The organism is Mesorhizobium sp. L-2-11, assembly GCF_016756595.1.
In the GTDB taxonomy this organism is placed as follows: domain Bacteria; phylum Pseudomonadota; class Alphaproteobacteria; order Rhizobiales; family Rhizobiaceae; genus Mesorhizobium.
In genome coordinates this window covers 4,979,325-4,993,959 of sequence record NZ_AP023257.1, presented here as the reverse complement: position 1 = coordinate 4,993,959, position 14,635 = coordinate 4,979,325, and the positions used below count along the sequence as shown (strand labels likewise).

14 protein-coding genes are annotated in these 14,635 nt (G+C 61.5%); 11 read left to right on the top strand and 3 right to left on the bottom strand.

What is annotated here, in order from left to right:
• The first annotated feature begins 115 nt into the window (after nt 1-115).
• The 11 genes from sctQ to JG739_RS23930 all read left to right on the top strand — a co-directional run bounded on the left by sctQ (nt 116) and on the right by JG739_RS23930 (nt 13,145).
• Complete coding sequence (gene sctQ / locus JG739_RS23980) at nt 116-1,123, top strand: type III secretion system cytoplasmic ring protein SctQ (protein WP_202363683.1); 1,008 nt, start codon at nt 116-118, stop codon at nt 1,121-1,123.
• Nucleotides 1,116-1,769, top strand: coding sequence for a type III secretion system export apparatus subunit SctR (gene sctR / locus JG739_RS23975; RefSeq protein WP_202363682.1), 654 nt, complete (start codon nt 1,116-1,118; stop codon nt 1,767-1,769). Before sctQ ends, sctR begins: the two co-directional genes overlap by 8 nt.
• An 18-nt stretch (nt 1,770-1,787) precedes the next feature.
• The gene (locus JG739_RS23970) at nt 1,788-2,057 is read left to right on the top strand and encodes an EscS/YscS/HrcS family type III secretion system export apparatus protein (protein WP_202363681.1); all 270 of its coding nucleotides are present in this window, start codon (nt 1,788-1,790) and stop codon (nt 2,055-2,057) included.
• A 9-nt stretch (nt 2,058-2,066) separates the two neighbouring features.
• A complete protein-coding gene (gene sctT / locus JG739_RS23965) occupies nt 2,067-2,882 on the top strand; it encodes a type III secretion system export apparatus subunit SctT (RefSeq protein WP_202363680.1) in 816 nt (271 codons plus the stop codon).
• A gap of 189 nt (nt 2,883-3,071) precedes the next feature.
• Nucleotides 3,072-3,893 carry a D-glutamate cyclase family protein gene (locus JG739_RS23960; protein ID WP_202363679.1) on the top strand — a complete coding sequence of 274 codons (822 nt, stop codon included), beginning with the start codon at nt 3,072-3,074 and terminating at the stop codon, nt 3,891-3,893.
• A 266-nt stretch (nt 3,894-4,159) separates the two neighbouring features.
• The gene (locus tag JG739_RS23955) at nt 4,160-5,551 is read left to right on the top strand and encodes a glycoside hydrolase family 16 protein (RefSeq protein ID WP_202363678.1); all 1,392 of its coding nucleotides are present in this window, start codon (nt 4,160-4,162) and stop codon (nt 5,549-5,551) included.
• Nucleotides 5,552-5,739: 188 nt separating this feature from the next.
• The gene (locus JG739_RS23950) at nt 5,740-7,395 is read left to right on the top strand and encodes a type I secretion system permease/ATPase (RefSeq protein ID WP_244749973.1); all 1,656 of its coding nucleotides are present in this window, start codon (nt 5,740-5,742) and stop codon (nt 7,393-7,395) included.
• The gene (locus JG739_RS23945) at nt 7,395-8,705 is read left to right on the top strand and encodes an HlyD family type I secretion periplasmic adaptor subunit (protein ID WP_202363677.1); all 1,311 of its coding nucleotides are present in this window, start codon (nt 7,395-7,397) and stop codon (nt 8,703-8,705) included. Before JG739_RS23950 ends, JG739_RS23945 begins: the two co-directional genes overlap by 1 nt.
• Before the next feature lie 77 nt (nt 8,706-8,782).
• On the top strand, nt 8,783-9,082 hold the full coding sequence (locus JG739_RS23940; RefSeq protein WP_202363676.1) for a hypothetical protein: 300 nt from the start codon (nt 8,783-8,785) through the stop codon (nt 9,080-9,082).
• A 731-nt stretch (nt 9,083-9,813) separates the two neighbouring features.
• Nucleotides 9,814-10,479: a dienelactone hydrolase family protein gene (locus tag JG739_RS23935; protein WP_202363675.1), complete on the top strand. Its 666-nt coding sequence runs from the start codon at nt 9,814-9,816 to the stop codon at nt 10,477-10,479.
• Nucleotides 10,480-10,601: 122 nt separating this feature from the next.
• The gene (locus JG739_RS23930) at nt 10,602-13,145 is read left to right on the top strand and encodes an NAD-dependent epimerase/dehydratase family protein (protein ID WP_202363674.1); all 2,544 of its coding nucleotides are present in this window, start codon (nt 10,602-10,604) and stop codon (nt 13,143-13,145) included.
• A gap of 161 nt (nt 13,146-13,306) precedes the next feature.
• Here JG739_RS23930 and JG739_RS23925 read toward each other — a convergent pair whose 3' ends face one another.
• From JG739_RS23925 to JG739_RS23915, 3 genes are all read right to left on the bottom strand, one after another.
• Nucleotides 13,307-13,729, bottom strand: coding sequence for a hypothetical protein (locus JG739_RS23925; RefSeq protein WP_202363673.1), 423 nt, complete (start codon nt 13,727-13,729; stop codon nt 13,307-13,309).
• Nucleotides 13,722-13,988 carry a type II toxin-antitoxin system prevent-host-death family antitoxin gene (locus JG739_RS23920; protein WP_202363672.1) on the bottom strand — a complete coding sequence of 89 codons (267 nt, stop codon included), beginning with the start codon at nt 13,986-13,988 and terminating at the stop codon, nt 13,722-13,724. Before JG739_RS23920 ends, JG739_RS23925 begins: the two co-directional genes overlap by 8 nt.
• A 356-nt stretch (nt 13,989-14,344) precedes the next feature.
• Nucleotides 14,345-14,599, bottom strand: a complete 255-nt coding sequence (locus JG739_RS23915) for a DUF982 domain-containing protein (protein ID WP_202363671.1) — start codon at nt 14,597-14,599, stop codon at nt 14,345-14,347.
• Nucleotides 14,600-14,635 lie beyond the last annotated feature (36 nt).

Sequence of the window (14,635 nt, the reverse complement as noted above, 5' to 3'; positions counted from 1 at the left end):
AATCCGTGATCGTGAATATGGAAGTGTGATGCCTCAGGCCTTGGCGTCGGCAAAAAAGAAAGCGCGCGCAGAACCGGTCAGACGCACACGCTCGAGCGTTGGCGAGCCGCTGACATTGGAATCTGTTGCGGCTGCGCAGGTCGAGGCATTGAACGCCTTCTACCGCCGTCGTGCTCCCGCGCAGATCACGATCGCCGGGAAAACCATGGCGATCGCGGCGGTCTGGCCGGCGCCGAACCCTGTGGACCAGCCGTTGTGCACGATTGCGTTCACGGTTGGAGACATGGCGGGCAAATTGCGCCTGCCGTTATCTGTCGTCGAACGGGGTCTCGCCAGGGCTGACGAGCTAGTCGACGTGAAACGATTGGCACCCGCTCACGCCGGATTGCTGCTGGAGTCCGAATTCGAAAAGGATCTCGAATGGCTCGAGAGCAAGCTCGGCGAGACGGTCACTATTACCTCCGTCGAACAACAAGACAGCGTTCTGGACGAAACCGCTTTGACTTTCGCCCTGACCGGCAAGAATGAAACCATAGGTTGCGCCTTGCACGCCGAGAGCGTCGATCTGGCGGTGCGGGCCGGCGGCTTTCTCGACTCGATCGGCAAAGCGAGGCCCCCGCTCCCTGCCGAATTCCCGTTGCCGGTCCGCCTCTGGCGTCATGCGCTTACAATCAGCCTTGGCGAGCTCCAAAGTCTGCAACCTGGCGATGTCGTGCTCTTCGATGACGAAGAGCAAGAGGCGGCATTGGTCATTGCCGAGCGGCTTTATGCCCCGGCGGTGCTGACTGCCAGCGGGCCGCAACTGCTTGCCGCGCCGACTGCAATCGCTGGATCGAAATGGGAGTGGACCATGAATCAAAACCCGCCGCCGCACGCCGATCAGGCATTGGAAGAGGCAACTCTGGACGAGCTGCCGGTTGCGCTTGCCTTCGAGCTCGGCCGCACCGCGATGCCTCTCGGCGAGGTAAGGCAGCTTGCGCCCGGCGCCATCGTTCCGCTCGCCAATGTGACGAAGGAGACAGTCGACATCATCGCCAATGGCAAACGCGTTGGCCGTGGCGAGATCGTGCGGATTGGGGAGAGCCTGGGCGTGCGGATCGCCCGCATGTTCGACAATGCTTGACAATTCGCCCAACCTGCTTGGGATTCTGATTGCGGTCGGCTTTGTCGGTCTGCTGCCGCTGGCAGTCGTCACCATGACCGGATTCCTGAAAATCTCGGTCGTGCTGTTCCTCATTCGCAACGCGCTCGGCGTCCAGCAGATGCCGCCCAATCTGGTGCTCTACGGCATAGCGCTTGTGCTCACGGTCTATGTCACGACGCCGTTGCTGAGCGAGATGTCGGGACGGCTTCAGGAAGGGCAGGTTCAGTTCCAGACGACCGACGACCTCGCCAGGGCGGCGCAACTGGTCAGGGAACCATTGCAGCAGCACCTGATCAAGTTCACCCAGCCGGAAGAGCGGCAGTTCTTTCTCGATGGAACGAACCGCCTGTGGCCGGAACAGGCACGCCAGGACCTGAAGGACGACGATCTTTCGATACTTGTTCCTGCCTTTGTCGCGTCCGAGCTTACGCGGGCGTTTGAAATCGGCTTTCTGCTTTATCTTCCCTTCCTCATCATCGACATCGTCGTTGCCAACATCCTGATGACGCTCGGCATGATTATGGTCTCTCCGGTCCTCATTTCGGTCCCGCTGAAACTGTTCCTTTTCGTCGCCATAGATGGCTGGTCGCGGCTGATGCACGGTCTGATCCTGAGTTACGTCTGACGCCGCTGGGAGGTTTGCATGAGCAATGACTTCATCCTGGCGAAGGTCCAGGGCGCGCTCCTGACGGTGCTGTTCGCGTCAGGCCCGGCGATCGTCGCGGCGCTGGCCGTCGGCATCCTGGTCGGGCTGGCCCAGGCGCTGACGCAAATTCAGGACCAGTCGCTGCCGCAGACGATCAAGCTTGTCGTGATCCTGCTGGTCGTCATCGTCTTCGGTCCGCTGCTTGGCCAGCAGATCGCCGAGCAGGCCTCGACGGCGCTGGACGAATTCCCCGTCGTTACGCGTTGAGGCGCGCGGATGCCGGTCGAACCCTTCTTCGCGTCGGTCAAGGAGCTTCAGTTGTTTCTTCTGGCGGGAGCTTTCGCGCTCGCCCGCATGACCGGGTTCATGCTCTTGATGCCGCTCTTTTCGCGTGTGCCGCTGTCGGGCCTGCTGCGCAACGGCGTTGCCCTGGCGCTGGCGGTTCCGATCTTTCCGATGGTCGTCGACAGATTGACCAACACCGACATCGCGACGACGATGATCGTCGCCTACATGCTCAAGGAGGTCGTCGTCGGGGTAACGCTCGGGCTGGCGATGGGCATTCCGTTCTGGGCGGCCGAGGCCGCCGGCGACATCCTGGACCTGCAGCGCGGCTCGACGATGGGGACGCTGATCGATCCGATGATGACGCATGAGACGAGCGCCACCGGCACTTTGCTCGCCGTCATCATGGTCACGGTCTACCTGGCCGCCGGCGGCCTCGAGCTTTCCCTGACCAGCCTCTACGACAGCTATGGCCTGTGGCCGATCGACCGGCTTTTGCCGGTGTTCAGCAGGGATGCAGCCAGCATCTTTCTCGATCTGCTGAACCGCATTCTGATGATGGCATTGACCCTGGTATTCCCGCTGATCATCAGCATGCTGTTGTCCGACCTTGTGCTGGCCTTTTTGGCGCGCGCCTCACCGCACCTCAACGTTTTTGCGCTTTCGCTGATCGTGAAGACGCTGGTGTTTAGCCTGGTCTTCGTCCTCTACGCCGCGTTTCTGCTTTTCTACATGGAGCGGGACCTTGGCTTCCTGCACGAGGCAGGCCGACAGATAGAAGCGATCGGCTGCCGCAACTGTCAATGACAGCAGGAAGATTTGGGACACAAGCAAGGTTTGCGCAAGCGTCGATCGCAAGATGAAGCAATCGTTGGCCGGCCAATAAATACAATTTATCGTTGAGGAAAGATTCTGACGATTTGACAAGCAGCCGAGCCGCCAACGATCTTACGCCCTCCCGACTTGGATCTGAAACGCGCATACCCCTCGGAAGCCATGGCTCGCCTGACCACTTCACCGATCTTCGAGGACCTGCGGCTGGTCGATGCGGACAGGCTGCGCAGGCTTGTCAGAATGGGCGCCTATGAGGGGCATACTGGGGGGCTTGCACACGGCAAGCTCCAGGCCAATGTTGTGATTGTGCCCCGCAGCTTTGCCAGTGATTTCCACCAGTTCTGCATCCGCAACCCGAAACCCTGTCCATTGGTCGGCGTTAATATCGCCGGCAGCCCATTGATCCCAGCGCTGGGCGATATCGACATCCGCACCGATGCCCCCCAGTACAACATCTATCATTTCGGCGAGCTGACCCGTCGCAGGACGGACATCATCGACCTGTGGCAGGATGATTTTGCCGCTTTCGCGCTCGGCAGTTCGCTGACCGTCGAAGCTGCACTTGCCGAAAAGAAACTGAGCCGCATCGGCTGTGGCAAGGCCTCACCCAAGTTTCGGACCAGGATCCAGACGTGTCGCGTCGGACCGTTTGGTGGCGAAATGGTCGTCTCGATGCGCCCGATAAGCCGTTGCGATGTCGACAGGGTTCGCGCCGTCACCGCACGTTTCCCGCATGCCCACGGCTCTCCCATCCATGTCGGAGATCCCATGGTCATCGGAATAGCCGACTTGATGGCTCCCGACTGGGGCGATGCGGTCAAGATCATGGACGGCGAGGTCCCCGTATTCTGGGCCAGCAGCATAACCGCGCAGGATGCACTAGCCCGCGCCGAACTGGCGACCTCGATCACGGTATCGCCGGGGCACATGCTGATCACCGATATCGATGCACGAGCCGATGCCGGCGCTTTCAAGGTCTATTAGCAGTTCTTCATCACCGGTCAGCGGTAATTCTTTCGAGGGGCGAAATGCCGTGAGGGTCCGTCTCGATCTGCCTCACCACATCTTCGATCATGTTGCAGCGGCCCAAACTTATGCACTCGAGGCAGTGAAGCTCCCGGCAAGTGTTCCCACTACGTGATAACCATTTGGTAACCCTCCGAACGCGAAAGTGAAAAAGGACTGGCTCCTTTTGCCCTCGATAAATGTTAGGGCTGCCATCGAGGCGAGACATAGGAGAAAACACCGCGATGGCCACGGTTCTGAACGCCAAGGGTGTTCCACTTCCCTACAGCGGCTCCTCCGCAAAGTGGTATTCGGCGACGAATTCCGGCCCGACACTTTATGGCAGCACGTACAACGACTCGATGTATGGCGACGCCGCCGTCACCGTCACAATGCATGGCGGCAAGGGCGACGACATCTATTATCTGTATGCCGCGAAAAACAAGGCCGTCGAGCTGTCCGGCGAAGGGGTGGACACCATCTCGACCTGGATGAGCTACAAGCTCCCAGCCAATTTCGAGAACCTGACGGTCACCGGCGACAAACGCTATGCTTTCGGCAACGAACTGAACAACATCGTTAGCGGCGGCTCCGGCCAACAGACGCTCGACGGCTTGCAGGGCGATGACGTGCTCAAGGGCGGCTCCGGGGCGGACATTTTCGTCGTCAACCCCGGCAACGGCAGTGATCTGATCCTGGACCTTGGCGCGACGGATACCGTTCGCGTCGGAAGCTACGGCTTCACCTCCTTCGAGGAGGTGCGCGCCAACATGGTCCAGTCGGGAACCAACGTCCGGCTAAATCTGTCCGACGACGAGTTTCTCGTCTTCGCCAACAAGACCATCGGCGATTTCACCGCAAGCCAGTTCAAGCTGGCCGTGGACAGGTCGGCTCTGGAGCTCACCTTTTCGGACGAGTTCGACACGCTGGATCTGTGGAACGGCTCGAGCGGCACCTGGGACTCGAACTACTGGTGGGGGGCCGAGAACGGCAGCACGCTCACGAGCAACAATGATCTTCAATGGTACATCGATACCGACTACGCCCCGACACGCTCCGTCAATCCGTTCAGCATTGATGACGGCGTTCTCACCATTACCGCCGCCCGGGCTCCTGAGGCGATCCGTCCCTACATAAACAACTACGAATACACGTCAGGGTTGCTGACGACCTACGAATCCTTCGCGCAGACCTACGGCTATTTTGAAATTCGCGCCGACATGCCCGAAACACAAGGGGCATGGCCGGCCTTCTGGCTTCTCCCGGAGGACGGCTCCTGGCCACCGGAACTGGACGTCATAGAAATGTTCGGTAAGGATCCAAACAAGCTCATCCTGACAGGCCACTCGAACGCGACGGGAACTCATACAACAGTGGGCACCACGGCCTATGCCGCGGACACCGAAGGGTTCCACACATACGGCGTGCTGTGGACAGAAGACGAACTCGTCTGGTATTTCGACGACGTCGAAGTCGCTCGTGCCGCAACGCCTGCCGACATGCATGACCCGATGTATATGCTGGTGAATATGGGGATTGGTGGCCAGGCGGGAGAGCCCGCCGACGACCTTGCGACGCCTGCGGAAATGCAGATCGACTACATCCATGCCTATGCGTTGCAAGATTGGGTTATTTAACATTTGACAGAGGGCTCGGCACCGACACGTTCGTCATCAGGCCTGATTTCGGGCGCGGCCATTGCCGCTGAGACCGAACTGGAACTGATGTGAAGCCGACGTCGCATCCCATTCCACCCGAGCCGCCGCGGACGACACTGGCGGCGGTTCTGGCTTCCTTCCGGCGCGCGTTGGCCGGAATTGCGCTGATGAGCGGCGTCGTCAACGTTCTGGCGCTGACCGGCTCGTTTTTCATGCTGCAGGTCTACGATCGCGTCATACCCGGCCGCAGCGTGCCGACGCTCGTCGGGCTCGCCGTGTTTGCCGGCACGCTCTTTGTGTTTCAGGGCGCCCTTGAACTCATCCGGTCGCGTTTGCTGGTGCGCATCGGAATGGCGCTGGACGCGCGCTTGAGCGGACAGGTCTATGCCGCGCTCATGCGTCTGCCGTTGCGCACCAAGCTTGCGGGCGACGGCCTTCAATCCTTGCGCGATCTCGACCAGGTGCGTTCGTTCATGTCGAGCGCCGGTCCGACCGCGCTTTTCGACCTGCCGTGGATGCCGCTCTACCTGGCAATCTGCTTCCTGTTCCACGTCTGGATCGGCATGACGGCGCTGGCCGGCGTGGTCATTCTCTTCGGCCTGGCATTGCTTGCTGAAATTCGCACGAGAGAGCCCGCCAGAAAGGCAAACAGTCAAGCGGCAGCGCGCAACACACTTGCCGAAGCGACACGCCGCAATGTCGAGGTTCTGCAGGCCATGGGCTTTGGCTCGCGCATCGCCGAGCGCTGGTCAGGGATCAATGCCGACTATCTCGACACCAATGCAACAGCCAGCGACCTTGCCGGGACGCTCGGAACGATCTCTAAGATCCTGCGCATGATGCTGCAATCGGGTATCCTGGCGATCGGCGCCTATCTGGTCATCCATCAGGAAGCGACCGGCGGCATCATGATCGCCAGTTCGATCATGATGAGCCGGGCGCTCGCACCGATCGAACTGGCAATCGCCCACTGGAGGGGCTTCGTCACCGCCCGCCAGGCCTGGACCAGGCTGACCCAGCTTTTGGTCCTGCTTCCCGAAACGGCGGTAAGTGTCTCGCTGCCTGCGCCGAGATCGGCTCTTTCGGTCGAAAGTATCAGCGTCTCGCCACCGGGGGAGCGCCGTATGGTCGTGCAGGACGTCACCTTTGCATTGGAAAAGGGCGTCGGTCTTGGCATCGTCGGACCGAGCGCTTCCGGCAAATCATCGCTCGTCCGGGCAATTGCCGGAATATGGGCTCCAATCCGCGGAACCGTCAGGCTGGATGGCGCAACGCTCGACCAGTGGTCGCCGGAAGAACTGGGCAACCATGTCGGCTACCTGCCGCAGGATGTGCAACTGTTCGACGGCACCATTGCCGAGAACATCGCGCGCTTCGAGCCGCAGGCGCCGTCGGACAAGATACTGGCGGCTGCGCGCGCGGCCGGCGTTCATGATCTCGTCATCCACCTGCCGGAAGGCTACGAGACGCGGATCGGCGAGGCCGGGTCGGCGCTTTCGGCCGGCCAGAGGCAGCGGGTGGCGCTTGCCCGGGCTCTCTACGGTGACCCGTTTCTTGTCATTCTCGACGAGCCTAACTCCAACCTCGATGCGGAAGGCGAAGCCGCGTTGACCGTGGCGATCCAGGGTGTTCGCGCTCGAGGCGGTATTGCCATCGTCGTCGCACATCGGCCGAGCGCGCTGGCCAGCCTCGATCAGGTTCTCGTGATGGCGAACGGCCGTATCCAGGCCTTTGGCCCGAAGAATGAGATCTTGAACAAGATAACCCGCCCGGCAGGCGTTCCCCTGAAAGTCGTTTCCGGACTTGAAGAGACGGCATCCTGATGGCGCAACGCACGATATTCGCGACCGATCGTACCATTCGACGCTATCTGCTTGGCGGTGTCGCAACCTGCATCCTGCTGGTTGGCGGGGCGGGGAGTTTGGCTGCCGTCACCGAACTTTCCGGAGCCGTCATCGCATCGGGAAAGCTGGTCGTCGATTCCAGCGTCAAGAAAGTGCAGCATCCAACCGGTGGCGTGGTCGGTCAGATCTTCGTCCGAGAAGGCGATGCGGTAAAGGCGGGCCAGGTCTTGATCCGTCTCGATGAGACCATCACCCGGGCCAATCTGGCGATCGTCACGAAGAGCCTGGACGAATTCGAGGCGCGCCTGGCTCGCCTTGAGTCCGAGCGCGACGGCAAAGGGAGCATCAGCTTTCCAGCTTCGCTTGTGTCACGCCGGGATGCGCCCGAGATTGGTCGGGCGATGGCCGGCGAGCAATCGCTGTTCGAATTCCGCCGACAGGCACGCGCCGGTCAGAAGGCTCAGCTGGAAGAGCGCATTGCGCAGCTTGCCGAAGAAGTTTCCGGCTTGACCGAGCAAAGAGAGGCTAAGAGCCAGGAAATCAAGTTGATTGGCTTTGAGCTCGAAGGCATGCGCAGCCTGTGGCAACGAAAGCTGGTCTCGATCGATCGCATCACTGCGCTTGAACGCGATGCCGTGCGGCTCAAAGGCGAGCACGGGCAACTGACCGCGGCCATAGCGCAATCGAAGGGTCGCACCTCCGAAATCCGTTTGCAGATCATCCAGATCGACCAGGATCTGCGCAGCGAAGTGGCAAGCGAATTGCGTGACGTCCAGGCAAAGATCTCCGAATCCGTCGAGCGCAAGGTTTCGGCCGAAGATCAGCTCAAGCGCATCGATATACGCAGTCCGCAGAGCGGTGTCGTTCACCAGCTCGGCGTGCACACGGTCGGCGGCGTCATTTCTCCAGGCGAGCTCATCATGCTGATCGTCCCGGTGACAGACGACCTGACCGTCGAGGCGCGCGTGGCTCCGCAAGACATCGATCAATTGACGTCAGGGCAAAGCGCGACCCTGCGGCTGTCGGCATTCAATCAGCAAACGACACCGGAACTGAATGGCGCCGTCAGCAAGATTTCCGCCGATCTCAACGTCGATGAGAAAACAGGCACAGGCTTTTACACCGTGCATGTTGTTTTACCGCGCACCGAACTTGCCAGGCTCAAGGGCGTGGCCCTGGCGCCAGGCATGCCTGTCGAGGTGTTCTTTTCGACCGGCAGCCGCACCATGCTGTCCTACCTCGTGAAGCCTTTGGCGGATCAGATCCAGCGCGCCTTCAGGGAGGAGTAGGCTCTCTGGACGAGCCGACGAGCTCCGGAGCAAGGACGCGATTTTGCCGTTTCGCCTGAAATCGAAAGCGGTCCAACATGTCCGAGTTGACGAATGAAGAGATCGAGGGGCGGCTCAATGCCCAGCGAGAGACTCTGGCGCTGGTCGTCGCGCTGCTTGCCGGCCGCGACAAGTCAGAGCGAATATGGGCCGAGCTGGAGGCCCGTTTTCAATTCCAGAACAATCAGGAAGACCCCGGCGCCGTGCCAAGCCGACCATTCGCCATTGAGAGCGCGATGATGCGGGAGTTCAAGCTGATCTTCGAGGAAGCGCGGGCACGCAAGGCGGAATGGAACGTGGACAAGCCGTCCACAAGTGGCGCCAGTTCCTCTGGATAGGGGATGGTCTCTTTGACAGACGGTGGCTGCCGGCCGGCCTGCAGCACCAGGCCACCATGCTTTCGTCATCCCAGGGCGAGCGAAGTACCTCAGAGCGTCGCGACTGTACAGAACCTTTGATGGCAGAGCGAGGCGCCCCCCTCTGTCCTGCCGGACATCTCCCCCACAAGGAGGGAGATTGGCCTTCATCACTGATTTCGCCAACCACCAGCCTTGCAGAAAGGACGCTGTCCGCGAAGCTGCCGATCTCCCCCCAAGTGGGGGAGATGTCCGGCAGGACAGAGGGGGGCGCGAAGGATCGCTACAGAGCGCTTTGTTCCGGGCCGCTGTATTCTTCGGCTTGGGTAACGGAATGGATCCCAGGGTCTGCGCCGCGTCGCTTCGCTCCTTGCTTGCCCTAGGATGACGAAGGGGAGGGATGCATCCGCTAGTCTCAAAGGGTTGTGATTCGCCACTGACGGAATTATCGGCGTTCGCTGCTGGTCGCCATCTGTCAAATTACTGTGCCGAGGCTGAAAATCGCGGTCGTGGGCATCGCTAGGTTCGTGCGGGCGTTGCGCCGAGGGGGGCCCACAGTACCGAATGGCGGGGCGGCACAAATCCACTCCGGACGGGAAAGCCATATTTTTTCTGACCTTTCCCGGAAACATTTCCGGCATGCCGGTGTTTAACGCACTGAGTGGGCGCGAGGCGCAGTTCCTCTGCGGCGATCTTCCCTTTGGAGTGAAACGATGCCGGCAACCGCCATGACAGAGGTCGAGGAGGTCAGGATCGAGCCCGACGGGCTCATCGGCCTGCTGGGCGTGCCGCACGGTGCGCAAGGCATCGTCATCTTCGCTCATGGCAGCGGAAGTGGACGGCTCAGTCCGCGCAACAATCACGTGGCCGCCGCACTTCGGCAGGCGGGATTGGCGACCCTTCTCGTTGACCTTTTGACGTCGATCGAGGAAGGCGACAGGCGAAACGTCTTCGACATTGACCTGCTCGCATCGCGGCTCGCACTGGCGACGCATTGGGCGGCTGCGGAAGCACGGGCCAGAAGGCTTGTCCCACTTTATTTCGGGGCAAGCACTGGCGCCGCAGCCGCGCTGGCGGCCGCCGCACGCCCGGATGCAGGTATCGCGGCTGTCGTCTCGCGCGGCGGCCGGCCAGATCTGGCGATGGACGCGTTGCCGGCCGTGCGTGCCCCGACACTGCTTCTGGTCGGCAGCCTGGACGGGCCGGTGATCGGGATGAACGAGCGTGCCCTTGCCGCGCTACAAGGCGAGAAACAGCTGATCATTATTGAGGGTGCCGGCCACCTGTTCGAGGAGCCGGGGACAATGGACGAAGTGATCAGGCACGCCACGCGATGGTTCCTCGATCATCTCGCGCCTCCGGAAAGGCCGGCGCAATGATCGTGGGCAGGTCAAAGCGCGAGAAACAAAATGAATCCAGTTCCAAGTTGCCGGGCGAGCCGAGCAAGGCCGAAGCGCACCACGCCATCGGGCCTCTCTTCCAACGCGAACGGGCCTGACCCATGGCAAATCACGGCGCGCCCCTTCCGACGGTCCTTATCACCGGCAGCAGCGGCTTCCTGGGGCAGGCGATCGCGCGAGGCTTGATCGACCGCTATCGCGTCATCGGCCTCGACGTCGCAAAACCGAAGCATGCCCCCGCCGGCATGGAGACGATCGAGATCGATCTCACCTCCGATGAGAGCGTGAGTCGGGCTGTGAAAACAGCGCGGGAGCGCGGCGGCCGTATCGCTTCGGTCGTCCACCTCGCCGCCTATTACGACACGACCGGCGAGGACAACCCCAGATATGACGCCGTCACCGTGCAGGGCACGCGCCGGCTCCTGAAGGCGCTGACGGCGGTCGAGACCGAGCAGTTCGTGTTTTCCAGCACGCTTCTCGTCCATGCGCCAAGCCCGGAGAAGGGCGCGAAAATCAATGAGGACTCGCCGCTTGACCCGGCCTGGGCATACCCAAGATCGAAGGCCGAAACCGAGGCGCTGATTTCGAGGGAGCGCGGCCAGATCAAGACGGTGATCCTGCGGCTCGCCGGCGTCTATGACGAAGACTGCCGGGCGGCCTTTATCGCCCAGCAGATCGCCCGCATCTTCGAGCGCTTGCCGACCGCTTATCTGTTCGCCGGCGATATCACCGCCGGCCAGCCCTATCTGCACAAGGACGATCTCGTCGACGCGGTGGTGCGCACCGTCGACCGGCGCGCCGAACTTCCGGCCGACACCATGCTTCTGATCGGCGAAGAAGGCACACCGTCATACGAGGAGATGCAGAAGCGCATCGGCCGGCTTATCCATGGCGAGGACTGGCGCACCCTGGCGCTGCCGAAGCAACTGACGAAGCTGGGCGCCTGGGTGCAGACGGAGGTGCTCGATCAGGACACCGACATCAAACCGTGGATGATCGAGAACTCGGACGATCATTACGAGATCGACATCTCGCGGGCCAAAACTCTGCTCGGCTGGACGCCCAGACATAGCCTGTTGGAGACATTGCCGGAGATGATCCGCCGGCTGAAACAGGATCCGACGGACTGGTACGCGGCCAACAAGCTCGATCCGCCGGTTGTCGCGGCTTCGGAGCCCGAGATCGAGCAGGCCCAAAAGCGGCTCAAGGGACCGCTCGAGCGAAGCAAGGAAGACGTCGAAGCGGCGACAAAACGGCATCGCTCGAGGACGCTCTGGGCGCCGATGACCAACGCTGCGCTCGGACTGTGGCTGGTCACCTCGCCGATGACGATTGGCCTGTTCGATCCCGTCACGGCCGCGATACCTCCCGCTCTGGGCCACGCTATTGCAGAGCCGCAATTGCGCAACGCAGGCCTTGGCGTCAGCGAGATCGTTTCCGGCCTGCTGGTGACGGTCTTTGCGTTGATGGGCATGTCCCGACGCTGGCGCTGGGTGCAGTGGATCACGGCGTCGCTCGGCGTTTGGGTGATGCTGGCGCCGTTGCTGTTCTGGACGACCAGCGCCGCCGCCTATGCCATCGACACGCTGGTCGGCATGCTGATCGTCGCGTTTGCGGTGATGATCCCGCCGACCCCTGGCATCAGCCGCCGCGCGCTGGCGGCCGACGACGACATTCCGCTGGGCTGGACCTATTCGCCATCGACCTTCACGCAGCGGATTCCGATCGTCGCGCTGGCCTTCGTCGGCCTGTTCGTCTCGCGCTATCTCGCCTCCTTCCAGATGGGCCACGCGGATGGCCTGTGGGACCCGTTCTTCGGCCCCGGCGGCGCGCCGGTGCGCAACGGCAGCGAGGCGGTGGTGACGTCATGGGTCTCAAAAGGTTTCCCGATCGCCGATGCCGGGCTCGGCGCGCTTGCCTATTGCCTCGATATCCTCGCCGGCGCGATCGGCGACCGCCGGCGCTGGCGCACCATGCCGTGGATGGTGCTCCTCTTCGGCTTGCTGATCATTCCGCTTGGCGTGGTCAGCGTCTCCTTCATCATCATCCAGCCACCGCTGATTGGCGCGCTGTGCACGCTCTGCATTGTCCAGGCCGCCGTCACTGTGGTGCTGATCCCTTACTCCGTCGATGAGGTGCTGGCGACGATCCAGTATCTCTGGGGCGCCAAGAGGGCAGGCGAGCCGTTCTGGCGTACCTTCTGGATGGGCGGACCGGCGCTGTCGGAGAACCAGACGCCCGGGGCCGACCTCGACCGTCCGGTTTTCGAGGTGCTGAAGGAGTTTGTCACCGGCGGCGTCAACTTCCCGTGGACGCTTGTAGCAAGCACGCTGCTCGGCGCCTTGCTGATGACGACGCCATTGCTCTTCGGCACGCAGCCACCGCTTTACTTCAGCGATCACGTCCTCGGCTGTCTCATTATCATGGTCGCAGTCACGGCCATGGCCGAAGTGGTCCGGCCGGTGCGCTTCCTCAATGTCGTGCTTGGCGCATGGATCGCGATGTCCCCCTTCGTGCTTGCCGGCGGTGAAACCCTGGCGATCGTGGCTGACGTTGCGATCGGTCTGGCGCTGATCGTGCTCAGCCTGCCGCGCGGCACGCGCAGCGACCAGCACTATGGCGGTTGGGATCGAGCGATTGTTTGAGCAACTCGACTTCAGCAGCTGGCGATCTGGGCCGGTATCGCAACGTATCTAATCTAATCTAGTGACGGGCTTATTGGATAAGCTACATCCCTCTTATAACTGCCGCGGCCCTTTGCGAGGGCGTGAGGCTCGCGATGCGGGCGTGGAATGGCCGCTGACCACTAGGGCGTGCGGTCTATGCGGCCTTTTTCAGCAGCGAGCATCGGGCGGATCGCGCGCCTGATCGCTTCCATAAAGGTCGGGCCGAACTTGCCGCGCGGCTTCTGGTTCGGCTCGAAATAGTAGGACCGTTCAGCTATGTCATAGTTGTACTCGCTGATCGTGATCCAGCCGCGCTTGAACATGGAGAGACCCGCGCGACGGATTTCGAGCGGCGGAATCTCAAGCGCCATCTGGCCTTGGTGAGGCGGTGTGCCGGAAATTGGCAGAATGACGAGATGGGTAATCTCATGCTCAGGATCTCGAACTGTGATCGCGAGGCAGACGGGGCGATCCTTTTCGGCATTCTCCCGCCCCTCCTCATGTTGCCAGCGCCAGAGATAGGGATAGCTGACGATCGAACCGCTCGCGAAGCGATCAGTCATTCTTTCCGGCCTCGTATTCGGCCGACTGGCGGTCAAGCTCGGTCACAAGGATCTTGGCCAGTTCCGGCGGCGTCTCGCCGGCGGCGTAGGCGCGGCGTGGGTCGCCCTGGGCCATCAGCCGTTCGAAGATCTCGGCCGAAACGACGACAACTGACGCGCGGCCATGCTTGGTGAGGGTGAGCGGCGCGCGCTGCGCCTCGTCATGATAGCGCCCGAAATGCCGGATAAATTCGGCGGTGGACACGGATTTGGTTTGCATGTCGGCTCCATTCTGTATTTTCTGCATTATACAGAAAACTTGCACAGTTGCAAGCAGGAGGCCGGACCTTCCCGCGCGCCGATCCAATGCGGTCAAAATGGAGCAGCATCTCCTCTCGATGCTAGTGACGCGCGATCTGCTTGGACTGGGTGACTGACCGCTCCCGAACAGTGGTTTCGGCGCAGGGCTGGCCGCCAACATGTTCGCGACTGGCCGAAAAGTCGATGCCGAAAGAAACTATTCGATGAAGGGACGCGATGGGCTATCGCCCTATGCCATGTTTGTGGCCGGGCTGAATCCCTTCGAGTCCATCAACGACTTGAACCAGCACGTGCTAGGCGCCGATGGCGGCCGGTCTAGATTTGTTCGCCGAGCAGGATCCTCGCGTCCTTGGCCGCGACGATGAACGCCTGGCGCGCGACCCTTGGCGGCTTTTCGCCGCGGATAACAGCGAGGCAGGCAGCGATTGCAGCCAGTCGCGACTTGGACGCTGGCGTCGGCCAGTCCCTCAGCAGCACTTCAGCCGCATCTGCGACAGACAAAACAACCCTGTCACGATCGATCCGACCGGGTTGAACGACAATTGGCTTCCTGAAACGTCTCGTGCGCACGACACTCTCCAAAGCGAGGAGTATGTTAGCCGCGTC

Coding starts and splice junctions, on each gene's coding strand:
- sctR (WP_202363682.1), top strand. CDS start 1,116: ATGCTTGACAATTCGCCCAACCTGCTTGGGATTCTGATTGCGGTCGGC.
- JG739_RS23970 (WP_202363681.1), top strand. CDS start 1,788: ATGAGCAATGACTTCATCCTGGCGAAGGTCCAGGGCGCGCTCCTGACG.
- sctT (WP_202363680.1), top strand. CDS start 2,067: ATGCCGGTCGAACCCTTCTTCGCGTCGGTCAAGGAGCTTCAGTTGTTT.
- JG739_RS23960 (WP_202363679.1), top strand. CDS start 3,072: ATGGCTCGCCTGACCACTTCACCGATCTTCGAGGACCTGCGGCTGGTC.
- JG739_RS23955 (WP_202363678.1), top strand. CDS start 4,160: ATGGCCACGGTTCTGAACGCCAAGGGTGTTCCACTTCCCTACAGCGGC.
- JG739_RS23950 (WP_244749973.1), top strand. CDS start 5,740: ATGAGCGGCGTCGTCAACGTTCTGGCGCTGACCGGCTCGTTTTTCATG.
- JG739_RS23945 (WP_202363677.1), top strand. CDS start 7,395: ATGGCGCAACGCACGATATTCGCGACCGATCGTACCATTCGACGCTAT.
- JG739_RS23940 (WP_202363676.1), top strand. CDS start 8,783: ATGTCCGAGTTGACGAATGAAGAGATCGAGGGGCGGCTCAATGCCCAG.
- JG739_RS23935 (WP_202363675.1), top strand. CDS start 9,814: ATGCCGGCAACCGCCATGACAGAGGTCGAGGAGGTCAGGATCGAGCCC.
- JG739_RS23930 (WP_202363674.1), top strand. CDS start 10,602: ATGGCAAATCACGGCGCGCCCCTTCCGACGGTCCTTATCACCGGCAGC.
- JG739_RS23925 (WP_202363673.1), bottom strand. CDS start 13,729: ATGACTGATCGCTTCGCGAGCGGTTCGATCGTCAGCTATCCCTATCTC.
- JG739_RS23920 (WP_202363672.1), bottom strand. CDS start 13,988: ATGCAAACCAAATCCGTGTCCACCGCCGAATTTATCCGGCATTTCGGG.